11 protein-coding genes and 1 pseudogene are annotated in these 16300 nt (G+C 35.5%); 10 read left to right on the forward strand and 2 right to left on the reverse strand.

What is annotated here, in order from left to right; genetic code table 11:
- The first annotated feature begins 1 nt into the window (after window position 1).
- Window positions 2-826, forward strand: a complete 825-nt coding sequence (locus tag ACMHJ2_RS06625; RefSeq protein ID WP_413512164.1) for a hypothetical protein — start codon at window positions 2-4, stop codon at window positions 824-826.
- A 180-nt stretch (window positions 827-1006) separates the two neighbouring features.
- Here ACMHJ2_RS06625 and ACMHJ2_RS06630 read toward each other — a convergent pair whose 3' ends face one another.
- Window positions 1007-1444 (reverse strand): carboxymuconolactone decarboxylase family protein, encoded by a 438-nt coding sequence (locus ACMHJ2_RS06630; RefSeq protein ID WP_413512165.1) that lies wholly within the window; start codon window positions 1442-1444, stop codon window positions 1007-1009.
- A 60-nt stretch (window positions 1445-1504) separates the two neighbouring features.
- Window positions 1505-2089 (reverse strand): Crp/Fnr family transcriptional regulator, encoded by a 585-nt coding sequence (locus ACMHJ2_RS06635; RefSeq protein ID WP_413512166.1) that lies wholly within the window; start codon window positions 2087-2089, stop codon window positions 1505-1507.
- Window positions 2090-2562: 473 nt separating this feature from the next.
- Here ACMHJ2_RS06635 and ACMHJ2_RS06640 point away from each other — a divergent pair, with 473 nt between their 5' ends.
- The 9 genes and pseudogenes from ACMHJ2_RS06640 (at window position 2563) to ACMHJ2_RS06680 (ending at window position 15916) form a co-directional block, all read left to right on the forward strand.
- Window positions 2563-3135, forward strand: coding sequence for a hypothetical protein (locus ACMHJ2_RS06640; protein ID WP_413512167.1), 573 nt, complete (start codon window positions 2563-2565; stop codon window positions 3133-3135).
- 117 nt (window positions 3136-3252) lie between these two features.
- On the forward strand, window positions 3253-4353 hold the full coding sequence (locus tag ACMHJ2_RS06645; protein WP_413512168.1) for a helix-turn-helix domain-containing protein: 1101 nt from the start codon (window positions 3253-3255) through the stop codon (window positions 4351-4353).
- A 363-nt stretch (window positions 4354-4716) separates the two neighbouring features.
- Window positions 4717-5382: pseudogene (locus tag ACMHJ2_RS06650) on the forward strand (type IX secretion system membrane protein PorP/SprF); the annotation flags it as partial.
- A gap of 11 nt (window positions 5383-5393) precedes the next feature.
- Window positions 5394-6446: an OmpA family protein gene (locus ACMHJ2_RS06655; protein WP_413512169.1), complete on the forward strand. Its 1053-nt coding sequence runs from the start codon at window positions 5394-5396 to the stop codon at window positions 6444-6446.
- 704 nt (window positions 6447-7150) lie between these two features.
- The gene (locus tag ACMHJ2_RS06660) at window positions 7151-10174 is read left to right on the forward strand and encodes a hypothetical protein (protein WP_413512170.1); all 3024 of its coding nucleotides are present in this window, start codon (window positions 7151-7153) and stop codon (window positions 10172-10174) included.
- Between the two features lie 6 nt (window positions 10175-10180).
- On the forward strand, window positions 10181-11455 hold the full coding sequence (locus ACMHJ2_RS06665) for a gliding motility-associated C-terminal domain-containing protein (protein ID WP_413512171.1): 1275 nt from the start codon (window positions 10181-10183) through the stop codon (window positions 11453-11455).
- Window positions 11456-11481: 26 nt separating this feature from the next.
- The gene (locus ACMHJ2_RS06670; RefSeq protein ID WP_413512281.1) at window positions 11482-12396 is read left to right on the forward strand and encodes a type IX secretion system membrane protein PorP/SprF; all 915 of its coding nucleotides are present in this window, start codon (window positions 11482-11484) and stop codon (window positions 12394-12396) included.
- 11 nt (window positions 12397-12407) lie between these two features.
- Window positions 12408-14369 carry an OmpA family protein gene (locus ACMHJ2_RS06675; protein WP_413512172.1) on the forward strand — a complete coding sequence of 654 codons (1962 nt, stop codon included), beginning with the start codon at window positions 12408-12410 and terminating at the stop codon, window positions 14367-14369.
- A 425-nt stretch (window positions 14370-14794) separates the two neighbouring features.
- On the forward strand, window positions 14795-15916 hold the full coding sequence (locus ACMHJ2_RS06680) for a helix-turn-helix domain-containing protein (protein WP_413512173.1): 1122 nt from the start codon (window positions 14795-14797) through the stop codon (window positions 15914-15916).
- Window positions 15917-16300: the final 384 nt, after the last annotated feature.

Consider the following 16300-nt stretch of genomic DNA (forward strand, 5'->3'; position numbering starts at 1 on the left):
GATGAAAACAATAAAAATAACCGGATTGGTTTTCTGTATGCTCTTCGGATTTAATACAGCCAAGATGATGGGACAAGAAATAGAACTTTCAGTTTTGGGTGGGTTAACAGCAATGAAGCAACCTAGTACAAAATTGACAGAAGGACATACATTAGGCTTTTCAGCCTTATATAAATATCCGATAAAAGAAAACCTATCTTTCGGAATAGGAGTTGAACTTGGACAATATAGCCTTACCAAAGAGTTAACCAACTTTAAAGGGGAAAATTCAGCTATAGATCGGCAAGGAGATGCTTTTGAATTTCGCTATAACCTAGCGAAATTCTCCGAAGATTTGAAAGGGAATTATTTTGCAATTCCTTTAAAAGTAGAATATTTAGGTCCTACTTTGGGAAATGAAAAAATTCGTTTATACGCTTCAGCCGGTATCAAGTACCAAGTATATTCCAAAGTAAAATCGAATCAGTCTTTCGAGGGAATAAAAACCAGTGCATATTATGAACGATGGGATGCAGAACTCCATGGACCTCCTTTTGAAGGATTTGGAAATCTGGGAAATCGCCAAGAAAAAAACAAACTAAAGTTAGATAATGGCTTTTTTGTCGTAGGTGAAATTGGTGTGCAATACACCCTTCCTACAGCGCAAGCTCTTTATTTTGGAATTTATGGGGATTGTGATTTAGGTTCCTCAGGTCAAAGTAATCAAGGCGTGTTAACCTATAACAACAGAGAACAAACAAACAGTGTATTAAACGGTGAAAATCAGCGATACAAAATGCGGATGTTTTCTTTAGGAATAAAAGTGAAATACAGTTTTGGCCTTTAATAGGGGGGAAAATGAGATTTGTACGTCCCTGAATACGGTTGATTGTTTTTTAATATTCATTTTTCATGATTAGTTATAATTGGTTTGGAAAAAACACTTTTTCCAAACCAATTTTTTTATATTTCGTTGAGGTTTTAAAAAAGGTTTGCTTATTTTTTTACCCATTACCTTCACTCCATTTTACTTCGCCTTTAAATGAGTAGCCACGCCAATTCTATTCCAAGCATTAATGGTTACCATACACATAAGAAGTTGAGCTAAATAGGTTGCATCAAATAGTTGTTCCGCTTTTGCATAAAGCGCATCACTTATACCTCCCGAATGAATAAAAGTAACAGCTTCAGTCATTTCTAAAATAACCTGCTCTTCTACGGTAAATAAATCGGTTTCTCTCCAACCGGCTAAAACAAATAATCTTCGAGCAGATTCGCCATACTGTAAAGCATCTTTGCTATGCATATCTAAACAATAGCCACAGCCATTTAACTGAGAAGTTCTGATTTTAATTAATTCCTTGTGGGTTACGGTTAATTGGGATTCGTTGAGGTATTTTTCAAGTAAGAACATCCCTTCATACGCTTTAGGATCAACGTCATAAATTAATTTTCTGTTTGACATATTTCTTTATTTTTATAGGTCAAAACTACAATTTGAGCGAAAGAAAAAACTTCAACTGGTTTAAGAAAAGCGCTTCTTCTTGATTTCACTTAAATACTGGGGACTAAAACCAAGATAAGACGCCAATAAATATTGAGGAATACGCTGTATAAAGTCAGGAAAATTTTTCTCAAAATGAAAGTATAATTCTTCCCTACTAAATTCATATAGGAACTTTACTCTATATTGAGCAGCGGCATAGGCCCTTTGAAAAACACATCTAAAGTACTTTTCCATTCGAGGATGTTGGGTCAGGAGCAATTGGAAATCCAGTTTAGAAATACGTAAAAGCTGTGTTGTTTCAACGGCTTGGATGTAAAAATTGCTCACGCTTTCATATTCAAAAGCCATAAAATCAGTTAACCACCATTTTTCTATAGCAAAATCCAACGTTTGCTCTGTGCCTTTATCCTTGATATAATAGCTCCTTAAACAACCTTGAAGCACAAAAAATAGGCTGTCACAAGGTGTCCCCACTTCTAAAACACAAGTTTTTTTAGCGTTAGTCTGAACGTGAAAACAAGACAGAATGGTAGAGGTTTCTTCGCTGGATATAGGACCTGTAAATCGCTCTATATGCTGTATAAAAGAAGCTGTAGTAGTCATAAAGAAATAGTTTATAGCTTGGTATTGAAAGTAAAAATAAAAAACTTAATTCTTTTACTCCTGATTAAGTTGTGCGTGGATTGTTTTCATGTGTAAGGTGAGGTATTAGGGGTTCCCCTTTTTTTCTTAGGCAAAAAATAACTAAAATAGACTGAGGTTGATTTCTGTTAAAGTTGAATTAGATTCATTGTTTTTTTTACTTCTTAGAAGTTAAACGAGCTTTGTTTTTTTACATCCTGATGTGGTTTTGTAAGTTGTTTATTTATTTGTTTTTAATATTTTTATTTAATAAAGTATTGTTTTTTACATTTTTAAAAATGTATTTATTTGATTTTAACTTTATTGTTTAGATTTTTTAATGTGACTTTTTTTATGTTACAAGTCTTAATTCAAGAATGTGGTGACTAAATAAAGATACAGTTAAGTATTGTTTTTTTGTAGCATAAAAGAATAAATAATCGAAATAAAGTAAAATGAATAGTAAAGTAGAAAGTAGAATAGAAAATATTTTTTTTTCCCTTCTTTTCTTGCAAATTATCGCGTATGTGTTTTTCTTTAAAGCAATCGTTCTAACGGCGAATTTTAATTTCATCGTTATCTTAATCAATAGTATTCTCCTTGCAATTGTTCCAGAATTACCTAATAGAATCATGAAAAATGAAGTGTATAAGCTGATTATTATTGGGTTTAATTTTTTGTTTTTCGACATTTTATTTGATGAAAATAAATGGGTGGAAATTTTATTGTTTAATTTTTATAGCCTCATGTATAGCTTGTTATTTTATATCCATATCAGGCGGCTGGATTTTTTGAAAGGTATTTTATTAGGCTATTTTTATGTCATAAATAGTTTTTTGGTGTGCTATTTTTTAGTTTTAAATGCAGAGTTGATTGTTGAAACTTTTTTTTCAAATCACTACTTAGTTCAAATTCAATATATGAATATTGGAATAAAAGTAATTATCCTATTTATTTCCCTACTTACTTTCTTTCATTTTGTTATTGCACGTGTTAAGTGGATGCAGACCTCCAAAATAAAGGATTGAGAAAAAGTAAAAGAGGAAAAGGCCTTTTGATTGAGTTTCTTTATTTCTAAACTATTTTGAGATTATAATTGTGTAATGTGCTAAAACAAGATGTGTTTAAGCAAAATAAATTTTAGTATGCTAGTGCCTTTATGTATTATGTTGAGTTTTATAGGCTATGTAACACTCTATTATTCACAGCAAAGTAAAACCGTTGTGAGATCTACTGTTTTTTGGATGTGTAGCTTGTTAACCCTATGTGCTTTACTTGTTTTCGGAAGCTCACAAGTAGAAACGTTTAGTCCTATACCTATAGGAATGATTTGCAGTATCCTAATAGGTCCATTATTCTTGTTTTTATTAACTCCTGAGAAATTTAATACAACTACCTTTTTATATTTCGTTTTCGGTATTGGACTAATGGGGACTGGTCTTTGTGTGATTAGTTCATATCTCCCTACTCATTTAGAAGTACTTGAGCAAATTGTAATCGCAAGCCTTTTTGTAAATTGTATTGGTTTTGGCAGTTATGGTTATTTGAAATATATCAAGTATCCCAAGGATTTTATGAATCAGAAAACAATTGTATTATTCTATATTATACTATTGTTCTGTTGTGCTTTTTTGTTTAGTATGTTACTAATTGAAAAAGAAGCAAATATATTTGATGCTAACAGAATTTTCGGTTTATATAGCCTTGTTTTTATTTTATATGCTTTTTTAAATGAAGGGTTTGTTTTTTGTTTAGCAACAGATTTCAACTGGAGGGCAACTAAACTTTTAGAGAAAAATAAATGGAATGAAAAAGCTGCGGATAGCTATTTTTATTCTCTAACAACACAAGAAACCACGAAGAGCCTGAAGAAGAAGGAGCAGGAAAAAAGAGCGCATGAAAAGCAAATCAAAGATAGAATTGCTTTGAGCCACTTGTTGTATAAAGAAGTCATAGATACAAAGCTTTTTCTCCAATCAAATCTTACTTTAACGGATTTGTCTAATAAAATTAGGACAGATAAAGCTAAATTAATCCATTATTTTAAGCAATCAGCTTCTTTAAATTTCAAACAATACATCAATCGACTGAAAATTGAGTATGCTATCACGATTATTGGAGAAAGGGAAAAGGATATTACGGTAGAAGAATTAACCGTTATTTGTGGTTTTAATACAAGACTATCCTTTTATCGTGCTTTTGTTTATTTCTATGGATTTGCTCCTTCTGCCCTTTTAGAAGATTAAATAGGGAGGTTTATTTTGTTATTGGACGTGTTTATTTCAGTGTATGTAAAATTATAGTCTAAACCATAGCCTAATCAAGTACGTTAACCTTTAGTCGTTTTTATATTTTCATAAGGGTTGATTAAGGAATACCTATAAACCTAGAAGTGGGTGTCCCAAAGGGCACTTTCTTTTTATTTAAGCGATTTTATACTAGTACAAGTTGCTGAGAAGCAGAGGGAATCCTTAGAGAAAAAAATGAAATTCAATCGAATATAGTTTCCGTTTTATCTATCACTTGACAAGAACCCTTCTATTGTTTTATGAATATTCATATACGATGTGGTATTCAATTCGTAGGAACTTATCCTTTTTTAGTATAAAAATTTCACCAATGATCGCTTGGGCGCAATGGATGAAAATACGCTATCTGTGGATTTATCGTATGGGATTGATTTGAGTTACAACTACAAGTTGGCTTTTGGTTTGAAAGGATCTGGGAGTTTATTGGATGTGAATTACAGCAAATTGACTATCTACGACGGCACCGATCCTGTTGTTTCGGAGAATGTCAGCAATCAATTCACGCCGAATTTAGGTGCAGGTTTGTTTTTGTATTCGGATAAAGCGTATGTCGGAGTTTCCTTTCCCCATTTGTTTACGCGCTCGCGTTATGATGACAATGAATTTGCTACGCTTGAACAAACGCTACATTTGTATGTAACGGGAGGCTATGTTTTTGACTTGAATCAGAATTTACAATTCAAACCCGCCGCAATGGTCAAGATGGTAGAAGGTTCTCCGCTACAGGTGGATGTAAGTGCTAATTTTATGTTTATGGAAAAGTTCACTCTTGGAGTGGCTTACTGCTGGGATGCCTCAGTGAGTGGCTTAGTAGGTTTTCAAGTGACTAAGAATGTGCTTATTGGCTATAGTTACGATGCAGATACCAGTAAGTTGTCCCATTATAATTCGGGCTCCTACGAGGTTTTTCTTCGCTTTAATTTGTTTAACGGCTTTAAGCGCGTTGTAGCGCCGAGGTTCTTTTAAAAGAGAGAGAGATGATACATAAAATAGTACATATAGGATTGTTGAGCTTATTTATAAGTTTTGGCATCAGCAGTTATAGCCAGGTAAAGAAGGAGAAATTGGCCGCTCTCAATTTTGATCGCTTGGCGTATTCCGATGCGATAGATATCTATGAAACCTTAGCCACTAAAGGATATGTGAATACCTCGATATTGCAAAACTTAGCGGATGCTTATTATTTCAAAGGAGAATTTTCCGAAGCCAATCAGTGGTATAGTCGGCTCTTTGAAGGAGATTACAAAGACAAAGCCGTTCAAAAGTTAAGCTCCGAGTATTATTACTGGTATAGCCAGACGCTTAAATCGGATGATTTTAATACCGCACATCCTGCTTTAACTCCGGATGAGAATTGGTTGTACTTTTCCTCAGATCGCCAAGGCTCGGTAGGACAATCGGATTTATACCGAGTTGCTTTATACGAGAATGGGGGTTATGGCTCGGTGGAGAATCTGGGCAGGGAGATCAATACCGAAGGTAGGGAGAGTTTTGCTTTTATCTCTGTGGATCATCAGTTATATTTTAGTTCCGATGGTCATCCTGGTTTGGGTGGTTTCGATGTTTTTGTGTCTAAGATTTACCCCGATGGCCGTTTTGGTCCTGTGGTGAATCTGGGCAAACCGATAAACAGCAACGGCGATGACTTTGGTTTTTATATAGATTTCCAAGAAAACAAAGGCTTTGTTAGTTCAAATCGCGAGGGAGGCAAGGGCTCTGATGATATTTACTTTTTTGCAGAGAAACCGTGTGAGCAAACCCTTGAGGGTAAGATGTATGACAAGCGCACCAACGATGTTCGCTCCCATACGGATAGCAAAGGAAAAGATGCTTATAACTTGAGTTTATCTGATCGCAGAGCAAAATCGACGATTCAGTGGATAATTGGTCAAGGTATAGCCCCGAGTCGTTTAACGGGACGAGGGTATGGAGAGACTCAACTCTTGAATCTGTGTAGCAATGGCGTGCGTTGCAGTGAGGAACAACACCAGGAGAATAGACGCAGTGCGTTTATCATCTTAGAAAAATAAAACTATTTTTTGAATCATCGGGCTGTAGAAATGTAAAAATTACAGATAGAGTTTAGTTGTGAAAAAACTTGAGAAGTTTGAAAAGGTAAAGGGTGCCCCAAAAGGTACCCTTTACTGTTTAAGCACAACTCAAATGATAGAATTTCCTTTTGTTATTTAGTGAAAATAGATGTGTTTATAGAACTTTTTACTGATAGAAGTAAAAAAGACAAAAATAAACACAGATACTGTTACTAAAAATGCGAATTCTTGTCAGGAAAAGCTTGAAGTAAATGTTAAAAGCAAAATTAAATATTCGCCAAGAGCTAAATATGGAATTTTCTCTTTTAAAATGGCGAGGGTTTCAAATGCTACTTTAAAAGTAGGTTCTTGGTAGGATGAAACAATACAAAGTAGTTGACAAATAATAGCTTAAGGAGCTTACTTTTAAAAGTGTTGAATTGTTATCAGCGAACTTTTTAGAGCATCTAGTTGTCACTTTTTTTTAAAAAAAAGTTAAATGATGTTTCATTAGGGTTGTTTGATTTTTTAATGTTTTTAGTGATACTTTTTTTAACTTTTTAGCTTATTAACTTTGGTTTTATTAAATATTATCAAAAATAAGTGATTTAAATATAAGCTTTAGATTTTTGGGTTTATGATCTGATTAATAGAATATAAAATAAGAAGTTGATAAAATTAAGTAAAAAATTAAATTAATACATATGAAAAGAAAACTACTGTCAATCGCCACATTGCTTTTGGCTTCAGCTGTTAACGCTCAGGTAGGTATCGGAACAACGATACCTAATAAATCCGCAGAATTGACTGTACTGTCTAAAGATAAAGGATTGTTGATTCCCAACATCTCTTTAAAGAGTACTACAGATACAACAACCATAAGTAATGGAAATGTTGAAAGCTTATTGGTTTATGCGAATGTTAAACAAGGAGATATCGTCCCTGGATTTTACTACTGGAACAAAACAAGATGGGTACGTCTGGTACCTGATGTTGATATAGCAAGTGAAGTGATTAATAATTTTACTACAATTGTAAATAATGAAAATGTAATTCAGGAGCTAGAACAAATTTTTAATACAATTGGTGGAAATGTATATTACGATGGAACGAAGTTTGAATACACCGATGCGAGTGGAACTAAGCAGGAAATCAACATTGAGCAAATCGTCAAAGGCAATGAGACGCTCACTACTTTAGTTGACAACCACAACGGTACCTATACCTATACTTCAGAGAATGGTGCACAAACGACAATCAATGTTCCTCAATCGGTAATTGAAAATTTCGAGACAATCATCAATAATGAGACCGTTAAAAATGAGATTTTAGAGTTAATCACACAAGTAGGTGGCGGTAATGTGTATTACGATGGAACGAAGTTTGAGTATGTGGATGCGAGTGGAACTAAGCAGGAAATCAACATTGAGCAAATCGTCAAAGGCAATGAAACGCTCACTACTTTAGTTGACAACAACAACGGTACCTATACCTATACTTCAGAGAATGGTACAGAAACAATCATCAATGTACCTCAATCGGTAATTGAAAATTTCGAGACAATCATCAATAATGAGACCGTTAAAAATGAGATTTTAGAGTTAATCACACAAGTAGGTGGAGGTAATGTATATTACGATGGAACAACGTTTAAATATACGGATGCAAATGGTGCGACACAAGTCATCAATTTAGCTACCCTTGTCAAAGCCAATGAGACCATCACTACTTTAGTGAAAGACGCTTCTGGCAATGGAAAATACAGCTACAAGAATGAAGCCGGTGTAGTAGTCGTGATTGATGTTCCTGCGGATGTGATCAATAACTTTGAAGAAATTATCAACCAAACGGACGTACAAGAAATCTTAAATCAGTACATCACGGAAAATGGCGGTAATGTAAACTACGATGGAACTTCCTTTACCTACATCAATGAAAGTGGAGCTACTGTTCCGATCAACCTGTCTACCCTTATCAAAGCCAATGAGACCATTACTACGTTAGTAAACAACAACAATGGCACGTATACGTATACTTCAGAGAATGGGACACAAACGGTTATCAATGTACCCCAATCCGTAATTGAAAACTTTGAGACCATCATCAACAATGAGACGGTAAAAAATGAAATTTTAGAGTTAATTACTACTGTAGGTGGCGGGAATGTGTATTACGATGGAATAACGTTTAAATATACGGATTCAAATGGTGCGACACAAGTCATCAACTTAGCGACCCTTGTCAAAGCCAATGAAACGCTAACTACGTTAGTAAATAACAACAATGGCACGTATACTTATACTTCAGAGAATGGAACACAAACGGTTATCAATGTACCCCAATCCGTAATTGAAAACTTTGAGACCATCATCAACAATGAGACGGTAAAAAATGAAATCCTAGAGTTAATTACTACTGTAGGTGGAGGTAATGTATATTACGATGGAACAACGTTTAAATATACGGATGCAAATGGTGCGACTCAAGTCATTAACTTAGCTACCCTTGTCAAAGCCAATGAGACTATCACTACTTTAGTGAAAGACGCTTCTGGTAATGGGAAATACAGTTATACGAATGAAGCAGGAGTAGTAGTCGTGATTGATGTTCCTGCGGATGTGATCAATAATTTTGAAGAAATTATCAATCAAACGGATGTACAAGAAATCTTAAATCAGTACATCACGGAAAATGGCGGTAATGTAAACTACGATGGAACTTCGTTTACCTACATCAATGAAAGTGGAGCTATCGTTCCGATCAACCTGTCTACACTTATCAAAGCCAATGAAACGCTAACTACGTTAGTTGATAATGACTATGGCAGTTATACTTATACTTCTGAGAATGGTACAGAAGTAACTATTAATATTCCTGCAGCAGTTGTAGAAAATTTCGAAACGATTATCAACAATGAAACCGTGAAATATCAACTGGAACAATTAATCAATATCACAGGTGGTAATGTGTATTACGATGGAACAACCTTGGAATACATTGATGGTGATGGAAATAGACATGAAGTAAACTTAACTAATGTTGTTCGAAATAGAGAGACTGTTACCAAATTGGTAGATAATAACAATGGAACTTTTACATATTATAACGAAAGAGGAATTGATGTAGCAGGTATGCCTATTCCCAATACAGGAGTTACATTTAATATACCCAAAATAGATGTATATGATTTAACTCAAGTACTTGTAACGGGCACAAGAAGTACGCAATTCTGGTCTTATGATGCGATGGTTTATCGCGGATCATCAAGTACTTTTTATTATACAGATGCAGTGTATAGAACGGCTTTTACAGGCTATTTTAATGCAAATGATAAACCTGTCGCAAGTAAATATTTAAATATAGATTTAGTAGTAAATAGTTACATAAATACTAATGGGAATTTTGTTGGAAATGTCGCAGTTGACGCCTTGGTCGATGTAGCTGTTTATGTAAATAATGTTTTGGTAAAACAATTTATTTCTAAATATTATTCATTAGGAGGGTATACAAGGGGGGCTAATAGTTTTTCTCAAGATTATTCAGGAATAGCAAGTTTTCCAGCTAATTTAGTTTTAACGCCTACTAATAATAAATTAGAAATTAGAGTAAAACCTTTTAGTAGTGATTTTCAGAGAAATTTTGGATCTGCAGATGGGTCTTTCAGAAGAGGTGCAAATGCATTTAATCTTTCTGTAGAAACAATTTATGTACAACTTTTCGAAAAATAACAAGCTATGAAAAAGTACGTTCAAGTATTAGTGTTTTTTTTGGTAGGAGTCATGCCCATTCTTGGGCAGGCTCCGTATCAAAACAGCTTTGTAAATCAAGGCTCACTTACTATAAGTAAAGATGCTTTGGTAAGTACGAGCTATGATTTTGACAATCAAGTAGAAGGTGTGGTTCAGAGTGATGGCACTACCTATTACTACGGCAATTTCAACAACGATAATTTGTATTACCCCAGCGCCAATGCCAAGAGTGGCAAGGCAATATTTACTCTTTTAGAAGAGAGTCAAAGAGTTCAACATTTAACGGGTAGTCGACCTTCAGAGTTTTATGATGTCGTATTGAATAATCCTACGGGAGTCCTGGCTTTTGACTTGCAGCATGAGCTGAATGTCAAGGGGAGTTTGGATTTTCAAGACGGAATAATGGAAGTAGATTCACTTTCGGGTATGCTTAGTTTTCACACAGGCGCCAAAGCCTTGAATCCCAGTGATGAGAGTCACGCGCAAGGGTATGTCGAAAAGCTAGGCAAGGAATCGTTTACTTATCCCATTGGAGATAAAGGCTTTTATCGGTATGCGGGCATCTCAGCCCCAGCCAATGAAAAAGACGCTTATCAGAGTAAATACATCTTAGGAGATCACCAATTTTTCGCAACTCATCAAAAGACGAGTCCAGAATTGCGTTTACTCAATGACTTGGAATATTGGAAAGTAGAGAAGTCTACGTCCAGTAAAGGGGATATTTTGTTGACTTTAAGCTGGGATTCTCGCACGACCTTATCCAGTGTGTTGCTTGATCCGGAGACTAATTTACACATTGTACGCTGGGATGAAAATCAAGAATTGTGGGTTGATCAAGGAGGAGTTGTGGCGATGGATTTGCGGGAGATCACCACAGCAGTTCCCATCACGGGCTATGGATATTTTACCTTGGCTACGTTTGATATTACTGCTCAAGAAGTCGGTGAATTGAAGATATACAATTTAGTTACGGTTAATGGGGATAGCAAAAACGATTATTTTTTGATAGAAAATATCACGCAATACCCTAGTAATACGGTAGAGATTTACAACCGTTGGGGAGTGAAAGTCTATGAAACTAGGGGCTATGATAGTTCCGGAAATGTTTTCCGCGGATATTCCGAAGGTCGCAGCACCCTTAAAAAAGGGGACCCCCTACCTACGGGTACGTACTACTACATTGTCACGTATGATAAATCGGATAAAAATGGTTCGCGAACGATTAAGAAATCGGGCTATCTCCATTTAGAAACTAATTAATAGATACATCAGTGAAAAATAGAAAAATATATTTAGGGATAGGTCTAGTCTTACTAGGCTTTTTTCCCGGAGCGATTCATGCCCAACAAGATCCTCAGTATACGCATTATATGTACAATCACTCGAATATCAATCCGGCTTATGCCGGAAGTCGCGAGGGATTAAATATTTTTGGTTTGTATCGCACCCAGTGGGTTGGCCTTGATGGCGCTCCCCAAACTGGTAGCTTGTCATTGGACACGCCTTTGGGAAGTTCTGGCTTGGGCTTAGGGGTAAATTTTACCAATGATCGGTTGGGAGCCATGGATGAGAATACGCTCTCGGTAGATTTATCGTATGCGATTGATTTGAGTTACACCTATAAACTGGCTTTTGGCTTGAAAGGATCTGGGAGTTTATTGGATGTCAATTACAGTAAATTGACCATTTACGATGGCACGGATCCGATTGTGGCAGAGAATGTCAGCAATCAATTCACTCCGAATTTAGGCGCGGGTTTGTTTTTGTATTCCGATAAAGCGTATGTCGGGGTTTCTGCGCCTCATTTATTTACGCGCTCTCGCTATGATGACAATGAATTTACCACGCTTCGACAAAAGCTTCATTTGTATGTAACTGGAGGCTATGTTTTTGACTTGAATCCGAATTTACAATTTAAACCAGCGGCTATGGTCAAGATGGTTGAAGGTGCTCCGCTGCAGGTCGATGTAAGTGCTAATTTTATGTTTATGGAAAAGTTTACCCTTGGAGCGGCTTACCGCTGGGATGCCTCAGTGAGTGGGTTAGTAGGTTTTCAAGTGACTAAGAACATGCTTATTGGGTATAGTTACGATGCAGATACCAGCAAGTTATCTCATTATAATTCGGGCTCCCATGAGGTTTTTCTTCGCTTTAATTTGTTTAACGCCTTTAAGCGCGTCGAAGCGCCTAGGTTCTTTTAAAAGAGAGGGATATGAGACGAAAGACAGTACACCTAGTTTTCCTGAGCTTAATTTTAAGTGTGGGAATCAGCAGTTATAGCCAAGTAAAGAAGGAGAAATTGGCGGCTCAAAGTTTTGATCGCTTGGCGTATTCCAATGCGATAGATATCTATGAAACCTTAGCCACTAAGGGGTATGTGAATACCTCGATATTGCAAAACTTAGCGGATGCTTATTATTTCAATGGCCAATTGCCCGAAGCCAATCAGTGGTATAGTGAGCTTTTTGAAGGGGATTACAAAGACAAGGCGGTTCAAAAGTTAAGCTCGGAGTATTATTACCGGTATTCCCAGACGTTGAAATCGGTTGATGATTACAAGAAATCCCAAGAATTTATGGATCGTTTTGTGTCTTTAGAACAAGGGGATTCCCGGGGAGATTTATACCGCAAGAACCGCGACTATCTGAGCCATATTGAGAATCATTCAGATCAATATGAGATACGATCGTTGCCTTTGAATTCGGTTTATTCAGATTATGGAGGCCGTATGTTGGGACTGGATTTGGTTTTTACCTCTGCACGAGCTACGCAAAGCGAGAGTGGAGATCAGCTACACGGTTGGACCCATGAGAGTTATACGAGTTTATACCTATCTAGGTTGCAGGGAGGTAGTTTTGGCGAACCCGAGCGTTTAGCCTTAACGGTTGATACGAGTGTCAATGATGCGAGCGCGGTATTTAGCAAGGATGGCAAGACGATGTATTTTACGCGCAATAATTCCAAGAGCAATGGCAAGAGCAAGCAAAACAAGACACATAGTTCGCTTTTGAAGATCTACAAGTCCATAAAGCAAGTGGATGGGCAGTGGGGACAGGTAGAGGAATTACCGATCAATTCGGATGATTTTAATACCGCGCATCCTGCTTTAACTCCGGATGAGAATTGGTTGTATTTTTCTTCAGATCGCCAAGGATCGGTAGGACAATCGGATTTATACCGGGTTGCTTTATATGAGAATGGCGGCTATGGTTCGGTAGAGAACCTAGGCAAGGGCATCAATACCGAAGGGAGAGAGAGCTTTGCCTTTATCTCGGCGGATCAGCAGTTGTATTTTAGTTCCGATGGTCATCCTGGTTTAGGAGGTTTAGATGTTTTTGTATCTAAGATTTACCCCGATGGTAGTTTTGGACCTGTGGTGAATATAGGTAAACCGATTAACAGCAACCGCGATGACTTTGGTTTTTATATAGATTCCCAAGAAAACAAAGGCTTTGTAAGTTCGAATCGAGAAGGAGGCAAGGGCTCGGATGATATTTACTTTTTTGCAGAGAAACCGTGTAGGCAAACCCTTGAGGGTAAGGTGTATGACAAGCGCACCAACGATGTTCTAACCAATGCGGTAGTAATCATCTCCGATGCGTTGTATCAGCAATCCGATACGGTTCGCACCAATAGCCAAGGGTATTACAGCAGTACGGCCTTAGCTTGTGGTTATAAATACCGCATCAAAGCGCAGCGTGCGTCTTACAATACCGTAGAAGTAGTGTTTAATATCGATCATCAACCAGGAGTAAAAACGGTGAATATCGGATTAGAAGAAACCGAGATTGCTTTAGAGGTGAATGACGACTTGTTTAAGACGCTGAAACTAGCACCTATTTACTTTGATTTTGACAAATCGGACATCCGTTATGATGCTTCGATTGAGTTGATGAAGATTGTAGAAGTGATGAAGAAGCACCCAAGTTTAAAAATAGATGTTCGCTCCCATACGGATAGCAAGGGAAAAGACGCTTATAACTTGAGTTTATCTGATCGCAGAGCAAAATCGACGATTCAGTGGATGATTGGTCAAGGTATAACCCCGAGTCGTTTAACGGGACGAGGGTATGGAGAGACTCAACTCCTGAATCCGTGTAGCAATGGCGTGCGTTGCAGTGAGGAACAACACCAGGAGAATAGACGCAGTGCGTTTATCATCTTAGAAAAATAAAACTATTTTTTGAATCATCGGGCTGTAGAGATGTAAAAATTACAGATAGAGTTTAGAAAGCTCTTGCAAAAGAGCTTTCTTTTTTAAAAGAGAAACAAAACAAAAGAAACTAGTATACAAAAAAAAGATAAAGATAATTGTATTGCTTTTTAAGTGTTTTGGCATGAGATTTGGTTGTTTTGGTTGGTTATTTTTAAGAGAAATTTCAAACCAACCTGGGGAAGTGTTTTTTAGCTACTATTCTTTTGTTTTTCTCTCTTTTTTACAAAAATATATTCTGCTTTTAAATTTCAGAATCAAAGCAATACAAAATGGGGAAGGATGAAGAAAGAGTATTGCTTTCATTTTGAAATATTTAAAATTTTGAATATTAGCTATTTATTTTATTAAAGAGTAAGGTTTTGTTTTTTTTAATTGAGAGTATTATGCCCCTACAAAATTTATTTCTTATTTTATTAATGCCTATCGTTTTTTATGAAACGTTTACTGCTTATTATAAAATCGTACCTGATTCAAAGCGATTAGTTTATAAAACAATGACCTGGTTTAGTTTTTTTGTTCTCGTCCAATTAGTTTTAATAACGTATGAAGATCAAATACTAAATAAATCCTTTTATTTTCCAATTTGGGGATTGATGTTTTTATTTTATGGACCTTATTTTAGTTTGATTTTTTCAACTTACTATAAGGAACAACTGCTGTTGAAATACGATATCTATTTAGCCGATTTTTACAGTATGATTGGGGTTTTTATATGTGGGTTAGTTATTAACTTTATGGAAAGTAAGTTGCCTTATGTTTTTGAAATACCCCTTCTTGTTCTGGGGTTATCTCTCCTTTTTTATGCAGTGAGAATACAAATAAAAAAAAACAGAATAAAAGGCACGTTAGAAGTTTTAGACAGACAAAAAAATAGAGAAGGAAAAGGGCTTTTTTTAAGCTTTGGCTGTATTTTGATTGTGTTTTTCTTTCGTATCTCTCAGGATATTAAATTATCAGGATTTTTATTTCTATTGCTATTTTATGTGTATTTAGCTTTCCTTCGAAAAATGATGGAAAACAAAATAATCCATATGGATGAAGTGCAAAAAAATACGGCAAATACAACTAATGAGCCAGTCCATATAAAAGAATACTCCCTAAGTGAAAAACAAGAATTAAATCGATTGAAATACGGACAATCCAAGTTGAATGATATTGTTTTACAACGTTGTAATATCAAAGTAAATCAAATCATTGTTGAAAATAAAGCTTTTTTAGATGCCAATTTTAAAATGACTGATTTAGCAACGCAGACCAGAATATCAAGATATTATTTAGCGCAATATTTTAATGTCGTTCATCGTATGAATTTTAGGGAATACATCAATAAATTGAGAATTGATAGTATCGTTCAATATATTAATGCCAATAAATATAAAGAAGATATAAGCGTGAATGAGTTATTTCTAAAAAGCGCATTTAATTCTAAAACCTCTTTTTTTAAAAGCTTTAAACAGTTTCTTGGGTGTACACCTTTTGAATATTTAAAAAAAAATCAGCGTTAACTTCCTAAAAAGGAGTGCGAAGTTTTAGGGGTAATGTTCTTTGAATGATTGTATAGCCTTGGTTAATATATTTAGAGGCATTTATAAGTAGGAAGGCAGAGAAGTAATAATGAATAGCTTTCTATGAAGCGAAGTCAAAAAGAGGCAAGGGAAAAGAATAAAAAGAAACAATAGTATAGGTTTAAGAGGGAGAATTTTGCAGGTTTTTTTAAAATTTTCGTACACCTTTTCTCAGGTATATTTTTTTACAAAGTATGTGAATGTAAAAAGAGAATTTTGCGTTTGTTTTTTTTGCGTTTAATTCCTTTGTCTTTAAGGAATTATACTATTTGTTTTTTACTGTAAATGCGATTGTTTTTTTGTTATAATCAAATTGATCAATTT

Source organism: Myroides odoratus (assembly GCF_965118575.1).
In the GTDB taxonomy this organism is placed as follows: domain Bacteria; phylum Bacteroidota; class Bacteroidia; order Flavobacteriales; family Flavobacteriaceae; genus Flavobacterium; species Flavobacterium odoratum_B.

What these genes read in the sequence shown, in the direction of transcription:
- ACMHJ2_RS06625 (WP_413512164.1), top strand. Translation starts at nt 2, where the DNA reads ATGAAAACAATAAAAATAACCGGATTGGTTTTCTGTATGCTCTTCGGA.
- ACMHJ2_RS06630 (WP_413512165.1), bottom strand. Translation starts at nt 1,444, where the DNA reads ATGTCAAACAGAAAATTAATTTATGACGTTGATCCTAAAGCGTATGAA.
- ACMHJ2_RS06635 (WP_413512166.1), bottom strand. Translation starts at nt 2,089, where the DNA reads ATGACTACTACAGCTTCTTTTATACAGCATATAGAGCGATTTACAGGT.
- ACMHJ2_RS06640 (WP_413512167.1), top strand. Translation starts at nt 2,563, where the DNA reads ATGAATAGTAAAGTAGAAAGTAGAATAGAAAATATTTTTTTTTCCCTT.
- ACMHJ2_RS06645 (WP_413512168.1), top strand. Translation starts at nt 3,253, where the DNA reads ATGCTAGTGCCTTTATGTATTATGTTGAGTTTTATAGGCTATGTAACA.
- ACMHJ2_RS06655 (WP_413512169.1), top strand. Translation starts at nt 5,394, where the DNA reads ATGATACATAAAATAGTACATATAGGATTGTTGAGCTTATTTATAAGT.
- ACMHJ2_RS06660 (WP_413512170.1), top strand. Translation starts at nt 7,151, where the DNA reads ATGAAAAGAAAACTACTGTCAATCGCCACATTGCTTTTGGCTTCAGCT.
- ACMHJ2_RS06665 (WP_413512171.1), top strand. Translation starts at nt 10,181, where the DNA reads ATGAAAAAGTACGTTCAAGTATTAGTGTTTTTTTTGGTAGGAGTCATG.
- ACMHJ2_RS06675 (WP_413512172.1), top strand. Translation starts at nt 12,408, where the DNA reads ATGAGACGAAAGACAGTACACCTAGTTTTCCTGAGCTTAATTTTAAGT.
- ACMHJ2_RS06680 (WP_413512173.1), top strand. Translation starts at nt 14,795, where the DNA reads ATGCCCCTACAAAATTTATTTCTTATTTTATTAATGCCTATCGTTTTT.